This window comes from Amycolatopsis sp. YIM 10 (genome assembly GCF_009429145.1).
Taxonomy (GTDB): domain Bacteria; phylum Actinomycetota; class Actinomycetes; order Mycobacteriales; family Pseudonocardiaceae; genus Amycolatopsis.
On sequence record NZ_CP045480.1, the window covers coordinates 1,068,675 to 1,086,401 of the forward strand.

Annotated in this window: 14 protein-coding genes; 10 read left to right on the forward strand and 4 right to left on the reverse strand. The window is 68.8% G+C overall.

Features of this window, described 5'->3' with window-relative positions:
• Positions 1-14: 14 nt before the first annotated feature.
• Complete coding sequence (locus tag YIM_RS05335) at positions 15-1,121, reverse strand: sigma-E factor regulatory protein RseB domain-containing protein (protein ID WP_153029267.1); 1,107 nt, start codon at positions 1,119-1,121, stop codon at positions 15-17.
• A gap of 156 nt (positions 1,122-1,277) precedes the next feature.
• Between YIM_RS05335 and YIM_RS05340 the strand changes: the two genes are divergently transcribed.
• Genes YIM_RS05340 through YIM_RS05350 form a run of 3 tightly spaced genes read left to right on the forward strand, consistent with a single transcriptional unit; the run spans position 1,278 to position 3,699 of the window.
• On the forward strand, positions 1,278-1,985 hold the full coding sequence (locus tag YIM_RS05340) for a response regulator transcription factor (RefSeq protein WP_370468956.1): 708 nt from the start codon (positions 1,278-1,280) through the stop codon (positions 1,983-1,985).
• A complete protein-coding gene (locus YIM_RS05345) occupies positions 1,982-3,322 on the forward strand; it encodes an ATP-binding protein (RefSeq protein ID WP_153029268.1) in 1,341 nt (446 codons plus the stop codon). Before YIM_RS05340 ends, YIM_RS05345 begins: the two co-directional genes overlap by 4 nt.
• Positions 3,319-3,699, forward strand: coding sequence for a (deoxy)nucleoside triphosphate pyrophosphohydrolase (locus tag YIM_RS05350; RefSeq protein WP_153029269.1), 381 nt, complete (start codon positions 3,319-3,321; stop codon positions 3,697-3,699). The genes YIM_RS05345 and YIM_RS05350 overlap by 4 nt, the downstream gene beginning before the upstream one ends.
• A 73-nt stretch (positions 3,700-3,772) precedes the next feature.
• Here the strand turns inward: YIM_RS05350 and trpS are convergent, their stop codons facing one another.
• A complete protein-coding gene (gene trpS / locus YIM_RS05355) occupies positions 3,773-4,738 on the reverse strand; it encodes a tryptophan--tRNA ligase (protein ID WP_153029270.1) in 966 nt (321 codons plus the stop codon).
• 220 nt (positions 4,739-4,958) lie between these two features.
• Between trpS and YIM_RS05360 the strand changes: the two genes are divergently transcribed.
• A complete protein-coding gene (locus YIM_RS05360) occupies positions 4,959-5,258 on the forward strand; it encodes a YciI family protein (protein ID WP_153029271.1) in 300 nt (99 codons plus the stop codon).
• A 19-nt stretch (positions 5,259-5,277) separates the two neighbouring features.
• Here YIM_RS05360 and YIM_RS48515 read toward each other — a convergent pair whose 3' ends face one another.
• A complete protein-coding gene (locus tag YIM_RS48515; RefSeq protein ID WP_194240047.1) occupies positions 5,278-5,433 on the reverse strand; it encodes a hypothetical protein in 156 nt (51 codons plus the stop codon).
• Between the two features lie 204 nt (positions 5,434-5,637).
• Between YIM_RS48515 and typA the strand changes: the two genes are divergently transcribed.
• The 6 genes from typA (at position 5,638) to YIM_RS05390 (ending at position 15,666) form a co-directional block, all read left to right on the forward strand.
• Positions 5,638-7,563: a translational GTPase TypA gene (typA, locus tag YIM_RS05365; protein ID WP_370468957.1), complete on the forward strand. Its 1,926-nt coding sequence runs from the start codon at positions 5,638-5,640 to the stop codon at positions 7,561-7,563.
• Positions 7,564-7,686: 123 nt separating this feature from the next.
• A complete protein-coding gene (locus tag YIM_RS05370) occupies positions 7,687-9,462 on the forward strand; it encodes an ABC transporter family substrate-binding protein (protein ID WP_228004959.1) in 1,776 nt (591 codons plus the stop codon).
• A 156-nt stretch (positions 9,463-9,618) separates the two neighbouring features.
• Positions 9,619-11,421, forward strand: coding sequence for an ABC transporter family substrate-binding protein (locus YIM_RS05375; protein WP_153029273.1), 1,803 nt, complete (start codon positions 9,619-9,621; stop codon positions 11,419-11,421).
• A gap of 319 nt (positions 11,422-11,740) precedes the next feature.
• Positions 11,741-13,543 (forward strand): ABC transporter family substrate-binding protein, encoded by a 1,803-nt coding sequence (locus YIM_RS05380; protein WP_153029274.1) that lies wholly within the window; start codon positions 11,741-11,743, stop codon positions 13,541-13,543.
• A gap of 175 nt (positions 13,544-13,718) precedes the next feature.
• The gene (locus YIM_RS05385) at positions 13,719-14,735 is read left to right on the forward strand and encodes an ABC transporter permease (protein WP_153029275.1); all 1,017 of its coding nucleotides are present in this window, start codon (positions 13,719-13,721) and stop codon (positions 14,733-14,735) included.
• A gap of 1 nt (position 14,736) precedes the next feature.
• Positions 14,737-15,666: an ABC transporter permease gene (locus tag YIM_RS05390; protein ID WP_153029276.1), complete on the forward strand. Its 930-nt coding sequence runs from the start codon at positions 14,737-14,739 to the stop codon at positions 15,664-15,666.
• Positions 15,667-15,829: 163 nt separating this feature from the next.
• Here YIM_RS05390 and YIM_RS05395 read toward each other — a convergent pair whose 3' ends face one another.
• The gene (locus YIM_RS05395; protein WP_153029277.1) at positions 15,830-17,575 is read right to left on the reverse strand and encodes an ABC transporter ATP-binding protein; all 1,746 of its coding nucleotides are present in this window, start codon (positions 17,573-17,575) and stop codon (positions 15,830-15,832) included.
• Between the last annotated feature and the right edge of the window lie 152 nt (positions 17,576-17,727).

The following is a 17,727-nucleotide window of genomic DNA, read 5'->3' on the forward strand; positions in this document are numbered from 1 at the left end:
CTGGTAGGTGGTGGTCACTTGGTTCCCAGTGCTTCGATCAGCACCTGCTCCGGCACGGCGCCCGCGGCGAACCGGCCGTCGTCGGTCAGCAGCGCGGTGCCCACCTTGGTGGTGATCACGTGGCCGGTGCCGAACGGCCCGCTGACCGGCTTGGTGAACTGGTCCAGCAGCGCCTGCACGTTCACCGGCTCACCGCCGTCCTTGCCCTCCGGCAGTTCGGACGGCAGCTGACCGCCCGCGAGCACGTCGGCGGGCACGCGCCCGGTGATGACCGAGTCCCAGCCGGTGCCGACGACCTGCGGGTCGATCGCGTCCTTGACCTTGCCGGCCTCGGCCTGGTCCTGCGGCTTGGCCTCCGGCGCCAGCTCTTCGACCTTGGCCCCGGCCGGCGGGGTGAAGGTGAACAGGTCGGCGGGCTGCTGCTCGACGGCGAACTCGCTGAAGCCGACCTCCAGCGCCGGCTCGGTGGTGCCGTTGGTCAGCACCTCCAGGCGCAGCGGCAGGCGGGTCTCCGAGTCGACCGCCACGCGGATCTCGCGCAGCAGCGTCCGCTCGTCCGGCTTCGGCGTGAGCACCAGTTCGTAGGCCGGGCGGTCGGCGACCCTGGCGGTGCCGTCGACGGTGACCGTGCTGAACTCGCGCACGGCCTGGAGCATCTGGCCCGCGACCGCCGTCGGGTCGGTCAGCTGCCCGTTCTCGGTGATGCCCTCGTGCTTCTCCACGCCTTCGGGCAGGGTGACCTTGGTCGCGGTGTTGTCCGCCGAGTTGTAGGACCAGACGGTGGCGCCGTCGTGCACGACGGTGTTCTCCGTGCCGCCCTGCTTGATCGCCAGCCTGGTTTTGCCGTTGCCGTCGTTGAACACCCGCGCCTCGTCGAGGTCGAGCGCGCCGACGCCGGGCAGTCCGGCGGGCAGGCCGAGCTGTTCGGAGACGGTCACCGTGCCGCGCAGCGCCGGCGCGTCCGCGGTGAGCACGGACTGGACCAGGTCCTCGGCGCTGACCGCGGGCAGCTCGGGCGGGGCCTCACCGGCGCCGGCCGGCATGGCGACGAAGGCCAGCCCGGCCAGGCCGATCGCGGTCCCCGAGGCCGCGGCGACGAGTGCTTTCTTCCTGGGTTGCATCGCGTGAACTCCCTGTGGTCTCGACTGCCAGTGTGGAGGATTCCCGTCACCGAGGCTTCCCTCCCGAGGCTGAGATGGCCCTGAGATGCGCCGGGTAGCTGAGAGTTGACTGAGAGGATCGGCGCGCAAGCCGACAATCAGGGCATTCTGAGAATCGTGAAACCACGGGTGCTGGTTGTCGACGACGAACCGGGTGTGCGGAAGGCGCTGCAGCGCGGGCTGCGGGCCGAGGGCATGGAAGTGATCGCCGCCGCGGACGGGCCGAGCGCGCTCAAGCTCGCCGAGACCGGTGCCTTCGACGTGGTGCTGCTCGACATCATGCTGCCCGGGTTGTCCGGTTACCGCGTGCTTCAGGCGCTGCGGGCGCAGGGCGTGCAGACGCCGGTGCTGCTGGTCTCGGCCAAGGACGGCGAGGTGGACCAGGCCGACGGACTGGACCTGGGCGCCGACGGTTACCTGGTCAAGCCGTTCTCGTTCGTGGTGCTGGTGGCGCAGGTGCGCGCGGTGCTGCGGCGGACCGCACCGGACGGCGCGCGCGGACCGCTGCGCATCGGGTCGCTGCAGGTAGACCGCGCCTCGCGTGAGGTCAGGTGGGGCGACGAGCAGGTGGCGCTGAGCCCGCGGGAGTTCGCGCTGCTGGAGGTGCTGGTCGGCCGGGCGGGCACGGTGGTGACCAAGGACGAGCTGTTGCGCGCGGTGTGGGGCGACGAGCAGGCGGCCACCCGTAATGTCGTCGAGGTGTACGTCGGATACGTGCGGCGGAAGCTGGACGCGGTCGGGGCCGGCGCGGTGGTGCGCACCGTGCGCGGGCACGGCTACCTGGCTTCGGACCCGCAGCTGGATGAAGTACTGACGCCGGGGTGAACTGGTGGAGTCGCCGCGGCCTGCGGTTCCGGATCACGCTCGTCTCGGCCGCGGTCACCTTCGCCTGCCTGGCCGGACTGGCGCTGATCGCCGGTCGCGGCCTTGGCCCGCTGCTCACCCGATCGGTGGATTTCGAGCTGAGCCAGGCGCTGGCCCCGGCCACCGCCGAGGTCGCCGCCGGGCGCCCGGCCACGCCGCTGTCCGGGGTGACCGTGCGTGTGCTCGACATCGCGGGCACGCCGCGTGACGGCCTGCCGCCCGCGCCCGGTCTCGGGCCGAAGGAGATCCGCGACCTGAAGTCCGGCCTCCCCGTGCGCACCGACGAAGGCGGTGACCACGGGCCGCGCTGGCGGTGGCTCGGTTCGGTGGTCACCGAGCCGGACGGTTCGCAGCGGCTGGTGGTGGTCGGCACCGGGCTCGTCGGTTTCCACGAGGCGGTCTCCGACGGCGCGTTCTGGCTGGTCTGGGTGGCCCTGCTGAGCGCGCTCGTGGCGGCCATGGCGACCTGGCTCGGCGTGCGGTCCGCACTCGGCCCGGTGACCAGGATGCGCCGATCGGTGCGGGCACTGCCGGCCGGGGCGCGGCTGCCGCTGCCGACCGCGCAGGACGATCTGCGCGCGCTCGCCGCCGACTTCAACGAACTGCTCGCGCGGCAGGAGGAGGCGGCGCAGCGGCTGCGCCGGTTCACCGGGGACGCCGCGCACGAACTGCGGTCGCCGGTGGCCTCGATCCGGGTGCAGGCCGAGGTCGCGGTCGCCAATCCGGACCCGGAGCTCGCCCAGGAAACGCTGGCCGACGTGCTGGCCGAGGCCGAGCGGCTCTCGGCGTTGCTGGACGGACTGCTGGCGCTGGCGCGGTCGGACGCGGGGGAGCTGCCGCCCGCGGAGCCCGTCGAACTGGTCACCGAGGCGCGGGCCGCGGTCGCGCGCATGCCCTCGGACGCGCCGGAGACCCGGATCACCGGCGCGGTCGGCGAGGCGTGGGCGCACGCGTCACACGCCGAGGTCGAGTTGGTGCTGAACAACCTGCTGCGCAACGCCACCCGGTACGCGCGCGGGCAGATCGTGGTGTCGGTGCTGGCGGCGCGGTCGAGCGTGCGGCTGGTGGTCGACGACGACGGGCCAGGGATCGCGCCAGAGCACCGGGATCGGGTGTTCGACCGGTTCTACCGGGTTTCGGACGATCGGGCGCGCTCGTCCGGCGGCACCGGGCTCGGCCTGGCGATGGTGGCCGAAGCGGTCCGGCGCCGGGGTGGTTCGGTGCAGGTCGGGGAGTCGCCGGAGGGCGGGGCGCGGTTCGAGGTGCGGTGGCGGTCGGCTAGCGTGCCGCGCTTGTGAAGACGGTTGTGGGCGCCGCCATCGTGCGGGACGGGAAGCTGCTCGCGCAGCAGCGGGCCTGGCCGGCGGACGCGGCCGGGAAGTGGGAACTGCCCGGCGGCCGGGTCGAGCCGGACGAGTCCGAAGTGGACGCTCTGCGCCGGGAGTGCGTCGAGGAGCTGGACGTGGCGATCAGCGTGGGGGAACGGGTCGGGCCGGACGTGCCGTTGCCGGGTGGTTCCGTGCTGCGGATCTACGCGGCCCTGCTGGACGCGGCGGCGGAGCCGCGGGCGGTGGAACACCGGAACCTGCGGTGGCTGGGCGCCGACGAGCTGTCCGACCTGGACTGGCTTCCAGCGGACCGGGTGCTCATCCCGGACCTGGTGGCCCTGCTCTGAAAGTGCCCGTGAAGGTGGCTTTCCCGGCACTGGGAAACCCCGTCGGGAAAAGCCACCTTCACGCATGGCACCTTCAGCCCGCGCCGATGAGGCGGAGGGCCGACTGCAGCCGGTGCTCGCCCCGGGCGGCGGCCCTGGTGGCGCCCGCCTTCCGGATGCGGTCCAGCTCGGCCGGGTCGTCGAGCAGCGCGACGGCGGCCGTCCGGATCGGGGCCAGCGTCTCCACCACGGCTTCGGTCACCGCCTCCTTCAGCGCCCCGTACGAGCTGAACTCCGAGGCCAGCGCGGCCGGATCCCCGCCGAGGCAGCCCGCCAGGATGTCCAGCAGGTTCGCCAGGCCCGGCCGCTCCGCCGGGTCGTAGACCACCTCGGTACCGGCATCGGTCACCGCGCGCTTGATCTTGCGCCGCAGCGCGTCCGGCTCGTCGAGCACAAAGAGCACCCCGGCCGAATCCCGCGTCGACTTCGACATCTTCCTGGTCGGCTCGCTCAGGTCCCGCACCCGCGCGGCGGCGGGCGGCAGCACCGCCTCCGGCACGGTGAACACCTCGCCGTAGGTGGCGTTGAACCGCCGCGCGAGCACCCGCGCCAGCTCCACGTGCTGCCGCTGGTCCTCACCGACCGGCACCTGCGCGGCGCCCTGCAGCAGGATGTCCGCGGCCATCAGCGCGGGATAGGTGAGCAGGCTCAGCCGCACCCCCGCCTGGCCCTTGCTCTTCTCCTTGAACTGGATCATCCGCGCGGCCTCGCCGTAGCTGCAGGTGCACTCCAGCACCCAGGTCAGCGCGCCCAGCTCACGGGCCAGATCGGACTGCACGAAAACGGTCTGTTCGCCGACCCCGGCGGCGATCAGCACGGCGAGCTGCTCCCTGGCCAGGGCACGCAGCACGCCGGGATTGTGCGCCCCGGTCATGCCGTGCAGGTCGGAGATGAAGTACAGGTCGTCCGGCGCGCCCTCGGTCGCCCACCGGCGGATGGCGCCGAGGTGGTTGCCCAGGTGGACGTGGCCGGACGGGGTGATGGCGGAGAGCCGGATCAACGGAGGGGTCCCTTCGGTCAGGGGCCACCCGAACCGGACACCGACACAACAACGGCCACCCGATCGGGCGGCCGGTTTGTCACGCGCAAGTCTCAGGCCGCCGTCGGCGGCCACCACATCTGAGACGAATTGCGCATAGCGACCACTCTAAGGGATCAGACCGGCATCGACCAGGTGGTGAACCTGGTTCACCGCGCCGGGCCGGAGTTACCTTGAACGGATGTATGTCGTACTGGTCAACTACACCGCACCGTTGGAAGAAATCGACTACGCGCTGGCCGACCACGCCGAATGGCTGACCCGGCAGTACGAACAACACCATTTTCTGGCCTCGGGCAGGCGGAATCCCCGCATCGGCGGCGTGATCATCGCGCGCCCCATGCCGCGCGGGAAGCTCGACGCCATCCTGGCCACCGACCCGTTCGCGCTGCGGCACCTGGCGACCTACGAAGTGATCGAATTCTCCGCCACCAGGACCGCATCCGAGTTGAACCGGATCAACGAGGCACTGGCGCACTGAGGCGTGCCTGAGCGGCGAATCAGGCCGCGGTTTTCGCCTTCGCCTTCTTCAGCGCGAGCACCGGGCATTTTTTGCACCTGGATTTCGAGCGGCAGCACTTCTTCTTGACCTTGCCCGCCTTCATCCACTTGCGCACCAGTGCCCGCGGATCGTCGCCGTGCTTCTTCTTGCCCACACACACTCCTACCGGGCTGGTTCCAGCTCCTCAGGTTAGGTGAGGCTAACCGATCTTGGGGCGTGGGCCTGGTCACAGGGACGCGGCAGGTATCCTGTTCGTGATCGCGTATGACCAGCGCCGCTCTTCGCGTGCCTTGGATTCGATTCCAACACGGGTATCCGCGGTCGGCCACCCCAAATCCGAAGTATCAGGAGCTCGAGCGTGCCCGCAGCCAGTGTCATCGCCGCCGGAGCCGACCGCGAGACGTCCGGTCGCACCCGGCCCGACCTGCGCAACGTCGCCATCGTCGCACACGTGGACCACGGCAAGACCACCCTGGTCGACGCCATGCTCCGTCAGTCCGGCGCGTTCGCCGAACGGGCCGAGATGGTCGACCGCGTGATGGACTCCGGCGAGCTGGAACGCGAGAAGGGCATCACCATTCTCGCCAAGAACACCTCGATCCGGCGGCAGACCGAGGACGGGCCGGTGACCATCAACGTCATCGACACCCCTGGTCACGCCGACTTCGGCGGTGAGGTCGAGCGCGGCCTGGCCATGGTCGACGGGGTGGTGCTGCTGGTCGACGCCAGCGAGGGCCCGCTGCCGCAGACGCGGTTCGTGCTGCGCAAGACGCTCGAAGCCGGCCTGCCGGTGATCCTGGTGGTCAACAAGGTGGACCGCCCGGACGCGCGCATCGCCGAGGTGGTCGACGAGACCCACGACCTGCTGCTCGACCTGGCGGGCGACATCGAGGACGCCGATCTCGACGCGGTGCTCGACCTGCCGGTCGTCTACGCCTCGGCCCGCGCCGGCAAGGCCAGCCTGGAGCAGCCCGCCGACGGCGGCCAGCCCGAGAGCGAGAACCTGGACCCGCTGTTCGAGACCCTGCTGCGCCACGTGCCCGCCCCGGTCGCCGACCCGGACGGCCCGCTGCGCGCGCTGGTCACCAACCTCGACGCGTCGAACTTCCTCGGCCGCATCGCGCTGATCCGCATCCACTCGGGCAAGCTGCGCAAGGGCCAAACCGTGGCCTGGCTGCGCGAGGACGGCTCGGTGCAGTCCGTGCGCATCTCCGAGCTGCTGGTCACCGAGGCCCTCACCCGCGTCCCGGCCACCGAGGCCAGTGCCGGTGAGCTGGTCGCCATCGCGGGCATCCCGGACATCACCATCGGCGACACCCTGGCCGACGTGGACAACCCGGAGGCGCTGCCCCGGATCACCGTGGACGAGCCGGCCATCTCGATGACCATCGGCGTGAACACCTCGCCGCTGGCCGGGCGCAACGGCGGCGACAAGGTCACCGCGCGGCTGGTGAAGGCCCGGCTGGACCAGGAGCTGATCGGTAACGTCAGCATCCGCGTGCTGCCCACCGAGCGCCCGGACACCTGGGAGGTCCAGGGCCGCGGTGAGCTGGCGCTGGCCATCCTGGTCGAGCAGATGCGCCGCGAGGGCTTCGAGCTGACCGTCGGCAAGCCGCAGGTGGTCACCAGGACCATCGACGGCAAGCTGCACGAGCCGTTCGAGCGGCTCTCGATCGACGCGCCGGAGGAGTACCTCGGCTCGATCACGCAGCTGCTGGCCGCGCGCAAGGGCAAGATGGAGCACATGGGCGGGCACGGCTCCGGCCGGATCAAGCTCGACTACGTGCTGCCCGCCCGCGGCCTGATCGGCTTCCGCACCGACTTCCTCACCGAGACCCGCGGCACCGGCATCGCCAACCACGTGTTCGAGGGCTACCAGCCGTGGGCGGGCGAGATCCGCACCCGGCACAGCGGTTCGCTGGTCGCCGACCGGTCCGGGCCGATCACCGCCTACGCGATGATCCAGCTGGCCGACCGCGGCACCTTCTTCGTGGAGCCGGGCGCCGAGGTCTACGAGGGCATGGTGGTCGGGGAGAACCCGCGCGCGGAGGACCTCGACATCAACATCACCAAGGAGAAGAAGCTCACCAACATGCGCTCCTCCACCGGTGACGAGCTGGAGCGCCTGGCCCGCCCGCGCAAGCTGGGGCTGGAGGAGGCGCTGGAGTTCTGCGCCGCCGACGAGTGCGTGGAGGTCGCGCCCGAGGTGGTCCGGATCCGCAAGGTCATCCTGGACGTGAACACCAGGGCCAAGGAGCGCAACCGCGTCAAGAACCGCGGCTGAGCCGGCCCGTACCTGGAACCGACAGCCGGGGTGGAACGTCCCCTTGACGGGGGACGGAAACCCGGTGTCGTGCCAGTCGCTGCCCATGGCAGCATGGCGGTCCAGCTACCGAGAGGCGAGCAGTTGCGGTTGAGGGGCGAATCCGGCGGGCGCCGGCCGAGGCTGGGCGCCGTCGGGCTGCTCGCCGCCGCACTGCTCGCCGGGTGCACCAACACCCCGCCACCGCCGGTGGTGAGCACGCCGGTCGCCGAGGAGTCCACCCCGCCGGGGAAAACGCCGTCGCAGATCGTCATCGGCGTCGACGACATCGTGGGCGGGTACAACCCGCACAACCTGGCCGACTCCTCGACGGTCACCTCCGCGTTGTCCGAACTGCTGCTGCCGTCGGTGTTCCGCCCCGCGGAGAACGGCACCCCGCAGCTGGACGAGAACCTGATGGAGTCCGCGGAGGTCATCTCCGGCTCGGCTCAGGTCAGCTCGGACATGCCGTTCGTGGTCGCCTACGACATCCGGCCGGACGCGTCCTGGTCGGACGGCGCGCCGATCGCCGCCGAGGATTTCGCCTACCTGGCCAACGCGATGAAGGAAGAGCCGGGCGTGGTGGACCCGGCCGGCTACCGGCTGATCTCCGACATCCAGTCCCGCGAGGGCGGCAAGCGCGTCGAGGTCACCTTCACCAAGCCGTACCCCGGCTGGAAGACCTTGTTCAGCGGACTGCTGCCGCAGCACCTGTTCAAGGACGCCCCCGGCGGCTGGCGTGCCGCGCTCGAAGGCGGTTTCCCGGCGTACGGCGGCCCGTTCTCCATCAAGACGCTCGACCGGGACCGCGGCGAGATCATCCTGGAGCGCAACGAACGCTGGTGGGAGAAGCCCGCCGCGGTCGACCGGCTGGTGCTGCGCCGCGCCGACCAGGCGGGCGCGGCCGCCGCTCTCCGCAGCGGGACCGTGCAGTTCTCCTTGTCCCGCACCGATTCCACCGGCCTCGCGCTGCTCGGTCAACTCGGCGAGTCCGTGCAGTTGCACACCGTGGCCAAGCCGCGGCTGGCCAGCGTGCTGCTGCGGCCGAGCGGTCCGGAACTGGCCGACGACCGGGTGCGCGGGGCGATCGCCGCGCTGCTCGACCGGAACAAGCTGATCGACGAAGGCGCCAACGGCGGTTCGTCCGCGGCGCTGCGTGCCGACTCGCTGCTGACCCCGCCTTCGGTGGCCGGTTACCGGCCGACGATCCCGGGCGGCGGACCGCCCGCCACGCCCGATCCGGCGAAGGCAGGCGAACTGCTCGCCAACGCGGGCTACACCCGGGATGCCGGAACCTGGCGGGATTCCAGTGGTCGTCAACTGTCCCTTGTGGTCGCTTCGCCGGGCCAGCAGGAGCCATACGCGACGATCGCCAAGGAGCTGACTTCGCAACTGGTCGCGGCCGGTGTGGACGTTCGCATGATCAGCCCGCAACCGCGCGAACTGTTCTCGAACCTGCTCGCGCAACCGACCGCCGACGGCACCGCGACCCCGCCGGTCGACGGCGGCGTCGGGGTGGACATCGCGGTGGTTCCGCAGGCGGTGAGCACCGATCCGGTGCTCACGCTGGCTTCGGAATTCGGCTGCCGTCCGACCCAGCCCGGCACCACGCCGACCACGCCGGTGCTGCCGCCGAACCCGGCCGCGTTCTGCGATCAGGGGCTGCAGAGCGGAATCGAGTCGGCACTGACCGGAATCGGTCCGCAGGGTGAAGTGGTCGAGACCACTGAGTCCCAGCTGTGGCAGCGGAACGTGGTGATCCCGCTGTTCCAGCTCTCCGACACGCTCGCGGTCAGCAAGGGCGTTTCCGGGGTCACCCCCGGTCCGCCGCTGACCGGGCCGTTCGGCAACGCGGTGAACTGGACCCGCGGAACCAACTGAGGACCGGTGTCGCGCGCTAATTGTCAGGTTGGTCCGCTCGTCACCCTTTGGTCACGATCGCCGGTCAACTGATGACCAGGGGGACGGAGCCTTTCTAGCGTGCACCAACGGCCGGCGGCCATCGCCGCGGTCAGGTGCTAGGAGGGCACAACCGACATGAGGAGAACCAGAGGGATCCAGGCGATCTCGTTGTTCGCCGGCGCCGCGCTCGTGCTGAGCGCGTGTGGTGGCGGGGGTGACGAGGGCGGTGACCCGAACACCGGCTCGGCCGAGGACATCAAGGGCATGGCCATCGGCAAGGCGCAGACCGGCGACAACTTCAAGCTGGGTGACGCGCCGGCCAGCGATGCCGTCACGGTGGCCATCGACCAGGGGTACTCGGCGTACAACAACGACACCCCGGACGCCAACAGCTCGTACAACACGTTCGTGCTGACCTCGGTGCTGGCCGGGGCGAACGTGCTGGACGGCAACAACAAGGTCCTGCTCAACACCGACGTGCTGGAGTCGTGGACGGTCAAGTCCAAGGACCCGCAGATCGTCGAGTGGAAGATCAAGCCAGGCGTGAAGTGGTCCGACGGCGAGGCCTGGGACTGCGACGACTTCTGGCTCGCGTGGCTCTCGCACAGCGACCAGGTCAAGGACGGCGAGTCGCCGGTCTTCCAGTCGGCTTCGATCGCCGGCTACGACAAGGTCAGCGCCCCGGTCTGCAAGGACGACCTGACCTTCGAGGCCCAGTTCGCCAGCCCGTTCCTCGACTACAAGGGCATGTTCAACTCGACCGCGGTGCTACCCGCCCACGTGGTCGAGAAGGGCACCGGCATCGCCGACATCAAGACGCTGAACCTCCAGAGCAACCTCGAGGACCTCAAGAAGGTCGGCGAGTTCTGGAACACCAAGTTCAAGAACTTCGACAAGGCGCTCATGCCCGGCTCCGGGCCGTACATGATCACCGCCTTCGACCAGAACGCGCAGTCGGTCACGCTGGAGAAGAACCCGCACTGGATCGGCGCCAAGGGCGGCCCGGCGAAGGTGCTCGTCCGCGGCATCCCGGACACCAAGGCGATGGCCACCGCGCTGCAGAACGGCGAGATCGACGTCGCCTCCTCGGTGCAGCCGGACGTCACCGCGGCCAACACGCTGAAGAGCCTGTCCGCGCAGGGCGTCAAGTACGGCTCGGCGCCGCGCCTGTCGTTCGAGCACCTCGACCTGAACTTCGCGAAGCCGATCTTCCAGGAGGAGGCGACGCGCAAGGCGTTCTTCGAGGTGGTCAACCGCCAGGAGATCGTGGACAAGCTGCTCAAGGAGGTCCAGGCGGACATCCAGCCGCTGAACAGCCTGGTGTTCTACCCCGGTGAGCAGGGCTACACCGACGTCTACAGCGACAAGGCGGGCAAGGGCGCCGAGGCGGCCGCCAAGACGCTGACCGACGCCGGCTGGGTCAAGGGCGCCGACGGCATCTTCGCCAAGAACGGCCAGCGGTTCTCCGTGGTGATCACGCACAACACCAACGACCGCCGCAAGCAGACGGTCGAGATCATCATCGCCCAGGCCAAGGCCGCCGGTATCGAGATCACCGACCAGACCGACCCGAACTTCCTCAAGGGGAACCTGGACAAGGGCCAGTACGACATCGCCCTGTTCGGCTGGTCGGCGGCCCCGTTCAAGGCCGAGCAGCCGCCCATCTACGTGCCGAAGGACCAGGGCGGCAACCAGAACTACCAGAGCCTGAACGACCCGCGCATCAAGGCCGCCTACGACAAGGCGATCGCGGCCACCGACGAGAACGTCGCCCGCGAGGGCTTCGCCGAGGCGGACCGGTACATCGCGGAAAATTATGCGTCGCTGCCGCTGTTCCAGACTCCCTCGATGTGGGGCTTCCGCGGTATCGACAGGGTGTTCAACCAGTCCTACAACGGCGCGCTGTGGAACGTCGGGGAGTGGGCCGTCACCAAGTAGGTATACGCACGACTGAGTGATCATTGATTACAGCGCGGGGCCGGGCGAACACCCGGCCCCGTGTTGCGTCCGGGTGAGGTCCGTTGCGCGGTCGGTACCGGGCGGTAACCGTTGTATTTCCGGACGTTGGTGGGAAGTCACCCTTTGGTCACGATCGCGCGGTAACTGGTGACCGCGCGTGCCCGCGCTTTCTAGCGTGCACCCGCAGTGCGCCAATTGAGGGTTGCTTGGCGTGTCATAAGCTCCGGCTCAACTATCCGGGGCGGGTGGGTCCCCAGGTCCGATGCCCCGGGACCCAGTGCTAGGAGGGCACATCTAAATGAGGAGAAGCAAAGCAGTCTCCGCTGTGTCGCTGCTCGCCGGTTCCGCGCTCCTGCTGAGCGCGTGCAGCGGCGGCGGCAACGAGGGCGGCGACCCGAACACCGGCTCGAGCGCCGATATCAAAAGTATGGCGACGGGCAAGGCCCAGAGCGGCGACAACTTCAAGCTGGGCGCCGCGGCGAACAGCGACCAGGTGATCGTCGGCATCGACCAGGGCTTCTCGGCGTACAACAACGACACGCCGGACTCGAACAGCTCGTACAACACCTACGTGCTGACCACGGTGCTCTCCGGTGCCGACGTGCTCGACGGCAACAACAAGGTGCTGCTCAACAACGACGTGATGGAGTCCTGGACCGTCACCTCGAAGGAGCCGCAGGTCGTCGAGTGGAAGATCAAGCCCGGTGTGAAGTGGTCCGACGGCGACGCCTGGGACTGCGATGACTTCTACCTCGCCTGGCTCTCGCACAACGGCAAGATCCTGGACGGCGAGACCCCGGTCTTCAACGCCGCGTCCCCGGCGGGCTACAACCTCGTCTCCGAGGCCTCCTGCAAGGACGACCTGACCTTCGAGGCCAAGTTCGAGAAGCCCTACCTCGACTACAAGGGCATGTTCGCCTCGACGCACGTCATGCCGGCCCACATCGTGGAGAAGCAGACCGGCATCGCCGACATCACCAAGCTCACTCCGAGCAGCCCGATGGAGGAGCTGAAGAAGGCCGGCGACTACTGGACCAACAAGTTCAAGGACTTCGACCCGGCCACCATGCCGGGCTCGGGCCCGTACAAGATCACCGCCTTCGACGCCAACCAGGAGTCGGTGACCCTGGAGAAGAACCCGCTCTGGATCGGTGAGAAGGGCGGCCCGGCCAAGATCGTCGTCCGCGCCATGAAGGACACCAAGGCGATGGCCACCGCGCTGCAGAACGGTGAGATCGACGTGGCCGCGTCGACCCAGCCGGACGCCACCGCGGCGGGCACCATGAAGGGCCTCGCCTCGCAGGGCGTGACCTACGGCTCGGCCTCGCAGCTGACCTTCGAGCACCTCGACCTCAACTTCGCGAAGCCGATCTTCCAGAAGCAGGAGACCCGCAAGGCGTTCTTCGAGGTGGTCAACCGCCAGGAGATCGTGGACAAGCTCCTCAAGGAGGTCCAGGCCGACGCGCAGCCGCTGAACAGCATCGTCTTCTACCCGGGCGAGCAGGGCTACGTCGACCTCTACAGCGACAAGGCGGGCAAGGGCGCGGAAGTCGCCGCCAAGACGCTGACCGACGCCGGCTGGGTCAAGGGTGCCGACGGCATCTTCGCCAAGGACGGCCAGCGCTTCTCGGTGACGATCACGCACAACCAGAACGACCGCCGCAAGCAGACCGTCGAGATCATCATCGCCCAGGCCAAGGCCGCGGGCATCGAGATCACCGACCAGACCGACCCGAACTTCCTCAAGGGGAACCTGGACAAGGGCGAGTACGACATCGCGCTGTTCGGCTGGTCGTCGGCGCCGTTCAAGGCCGAGCAGCCCTCGATCTACATCCCGAAGGACCAGGGCGGCAACCAGAACTACCAGAGCCTGAACGACCCGAACATCAAGACGGCCTTCGACAAGGCGGTCTCGGCGACCGACGAGGCGCAGGGCACGCAGTTCTACCAGGAGGCCGACAAGGCGATCGCGGACAACTACGCGACGCTGCCGCTGTTCCAGACCCCGTCCATGTGGGGCTTCCGGGGCATCGACAAGGTGTACATGCAGTCGTACAACGGTGCGCTGTGGAACGCCGGCGAGTGGGAGAAGACCAGCTAGTCCTGGTCTCTTCCGCTTCCTACCGATCGACCCGGCGGGGATCGGGGCACGGCCACAAGCCGGCCCCGATCCCCTTCGGAAGTAGCTGTTGACGCCCGGGACCGGGGCACTACGGTGTACCTGAATTCCGGGCTCGGTTGCGTTCCAAGGCCGGGCCCCGACGAGGAGCAATTAGTTGAACCTGGTTGTGTACGTACTACGTCGTATCGCGATCTCCATTCCCATTCTGTTGATCGCCACTTTCCTGTGTTTCCTGATGGTCGCCGGGGCAGGCGACCCGCTCGGGGAACTGCGCGGGAACCCGAACGTCAGCCGCGAGGCGGTCGACGAGCTGGCTCGCCAGCTCGGCCTGGACCAGGGCCTGGTGCCCCGGTACTTCGACTGGCTCGGCAGCTTCCTGACCGGTGACTGGGGTGTGTCTATCGCCCAGGGTCAGGGCCTGCAACCGGTTTTCCCGAAGGTGATGAGCGCCTTCGAGGTGACCGCCCGGCTGGTCATCGGTACCGAGCTCCTCGCGGTGGTCCTCGGCGTGACCGTCGGCGTGATCGCCGCGGTCAAGCAGTACTCCATCGTCGACTACCTGGCGACCACGGTGGCCTTCCTGCTGTTCTCGATGCCGATCTTCTGCGTCGCCATCGTGCTCAAGCAGTACGCCATCGAGATCAACGTGCTGATCCGCGACCTCGGGTGGGACGAATGGCTGGGCAATCCCTGGCTCCGCACCACCAGTCCGGAGAACCTGCAGGCGGACGGTCTGTTCGACTTCGCCACCAAGTACGTCGGCGCGTTCCTGCTGCCGACCCTGTCGATCATGGCGATCAGCTTCGCGGCCTACAGCCGCTTCCAGCGCGCTTCGATGCTGGAGACGCTGAACGCGGACTACGTGCGGACCGCGCGGGCGAAGGGCCTGTCCTCGTCCCGGGTGATCTTCCGGCACGCCTTCCGCAACGCGCTGATCCCGGTGACCACGCTGTTCTCGGTCAACTTCGCCGGTGTGCTCACCGGGGCGATCATCACCGAGCGGGTGTTCAACTGGAACGGCATGGGCTCGGTGCTGGTCGAAGCCGTCGACCGGAACGACCCGAACGTGCTGATGGGCTGGCTCGTACTGGTCGCCACGATGGTGGTGGTCGCCAATCTGATCGCCGACCTGATGTACGGCATCCTGGACCCGAGGATTCGCGTTGGCTGACATGAACTCGCTCCTGACCGGAGCACAGACGGACGCGCCGACCATGGCGGACGGCGCCATGCCGCCGTCGTCCACGCCGGAGCCGACCAGCCAGGGCAAACTGGTCCTGCGGAAGTTCCTGCGGCACAAGGCCGCGATGATCTCCAGCGCGGTGCTGCTGTTGCTGGTGCTGATCACGGTGATCATGCCGATCTTCTGGCCGTACGGCTACGAGGAGACCGTCGGCGGCTTCCTGGCGCCGAGCGGGGACCACCCGCTCGGCACCACGCAGGTCGGCAAGGACATGGTCTCGCAGGTGCTGCGGGGTACCCAGTACTCGCTGCTGATCGCGCTCACCGTGTCGGTGGTCTCGACCACGCTGGGCGTGCTGATCGGTGCCAGCGCGGGTTATCTGCGCGGGTTCACCGACTCGGCGGCCTCGCGGCTGACCGACCTGTTCCTGATCGTGCCGCAGATCGCCGCGGCGGCCATCCTGGTCAAGGTGGCCGGCGGCGGGTCCTGGTACGTGGTGGCGATGGTGCTGGCGGCGTTCGGCTGGATGCCGATCGCCAGGATCGTGCGCGCCGAGGCGATGTCGCTGTCGCAGCGGGAGTTCGTCGAGGCGTCACGGGCGGCCGGTGCCGGTACCGGGCGGATCATCTTCAAGCACCTGGTGCCGAACATGGTCGGCAGCATCACGGTGAACGCGACCCTCGCGGTCGCGCAGGCCGTGCTGGCCGAGGCGGCGCTGTCGTTCATCGGCCTCGGTGTGCAGCTGCCGGACACCTCGCTCGGCCGCGTCATCCTGGAGAACTACGCGCAGCTGCAGGGCAGGCCGTGGTTGTTCTTCGGCCCGTTCGTGGTGCTGGTGCTGATCTCGCTCACCATCAACTTCATCGGCGACGGGCTGCGGGACGCGTTCGACCCGCGGCAGCGCCGTCAGAAGGCGTAGTACAGCTCGGTTCAGTTCCTCCGGGAGCTTCCGGCTCCGCCTCCCGCGATGCCGGAAGCTCCCGGTTTTTCTGCGTACCCATGCCGTGAATGTGGCTTTCACGGCACAGCAGAAGGCCCCCGCCTCGGAGGAGAGCGGGGGCCTTTGTGCGATCGGAGCGCCGTCAGTCGGCGACCGGGGCGAGCTTGCCCGCTTCCCACGCCTTGCGCCGCTCGGCCTGCAGGATCGGGTCGGCGACGGGCGCCGCCGAGAGCAGGCGGCGGGTGTAGTCCTCCTGCGGCGAGTGCAGCACCTGGTCCCGCGTGCCGACCTCGATCAGCTTCCCGTGCTGCATCACCGCCACCCGGTCCGCCAGCAGGTCGACCACGGCCAGGTCGTGGCTGATGAACAGGCAGGCGAACTGCAGGCTCTGCTGCAGGTCGAGGAACAGGTCCAGCACCCGCGCCTGCACCGACACGTCCAGCGCCGAGGTCGGCTCGTCGGCGATCAGCAGCTGCGGGTCCAGCGCGAGCGCACGCGCGATCGAGACGCGCTGACGCTGCCCGCCGGAAAGCTCGTGCGGGTACCGGTTGCGGTAGTGCCCGCCCAGCTCCACGTTGTCCAGCAGGGTCTCCACCCGGTTGTTGAGCGCCTTGCCCTCGACCACCTTGTGCAGCACCAGCGGCTCGGCGATGGACTCGCCGATGGTCATCTTCGGGTCCAAAGTAGACGCCGGGTCCTGGAACACGATGGAGAAGTAGCGGCGCAGCGGGCGCAGTTCCTTGGCGGTGAGCTTGGTGATGTCGCGCCCGGCGATGAACACCTGACCCTCGGTGGGGTCGAGCAGGCGGATCGCGCAGCGGCCGACGGTCGACTTGCCCGAACCGGACTCACCGACCAGGCCGAGGATCTCGCCCTTGCTGATGTGCAGCGAGACGTCGTCGACCGCGCGGTTCTTCTGCTGCCCGCGACGGCCCGGGTACTCCAGCACCAGGTTCTTGATCTCGAGCGCGTACGCGGTCTCTTCGATCTGCGCTTCCAGCTCTTCGTCGGCCAGCCGGATCTCTTCGGTGGCGACCTCGAGCGACTCGGTCTCCAGCAGCCGCCTGCCCTCGGGGCGCTGGCCCAGCACCGGCACCGCGGCCAGCAGCTTGCGGGTGTACTCCTCCTTCGGCGACGCGAACAGCTCGCGCACCGGCGCGCTCTCCACGATCTCGCCCTGGTACATCACCACCACGCGGTCGGCCAGGTCGGCCACCACGCCCATGTCGTGCGTGATCAGCACGATCGCGGTGTTCAGCGTGTCCCGCAGCTTGCGGAGCAGGCCGAGGATCTCCGCCTGCACGGTCACGTCGAGCGCGGTGGTCGGCTCGTCGGCGATGATCACCTTCGGGTCGCAGGCGATCGCCATGGCGATCACCACGCGCTGGCGCAGCCCGCCGGAGAGCTGGTGCGGGTACTGCTTGAACCTGACCGGCGGGTTCGGGATGCCGACCATCTCCAGCAGCTCGATGGCGCGGGCGTCGGCGGCGGCCTTCGACAGGTCCTGGTGGGTGCGCAGCGCCTCGCGGATCTGCCAGCCGATCGTGTAGACCGGGTTCAGCGCGCTCATCGGCTCCTGGAAGATCATCGCGATCTCGTTGCCGCGGACCTTGCGCAGTTCGGCGTCCTTCAGCCCGCCCAGATCGGTCTGCTCCAGGCGGCGCTCGCCGGCGATCTTGGTGGTCTTCGGCAGCAGGCCGAGCACCGACATCGAGGTCACGGACTTGCCGGAACCGGACTCACCGACCACCGCGACGATCTCACCGGGCGCCACGTCGAACCCGATCCCCTTGACGGCCTGGACGATGCCGTCGTCGGTGGAGAACGTGATGTGCAGGTCCGAGATGGACAGCACGGAACCCGAGGTCGTTGTTGCTTCTGTGCTCACCAAGAATGCCCTTCGTGGGGGTACACGTAGCGAGCCCGTCAACAGCGCTTTGTCCGGCGTTATCGAGGTACCACTCGCCCGTCACGTACAACTCTGCCGGGCAGGATATCCGAGGTCGCCCCGCGTGGAATACCAACGCACGAATTAATCTG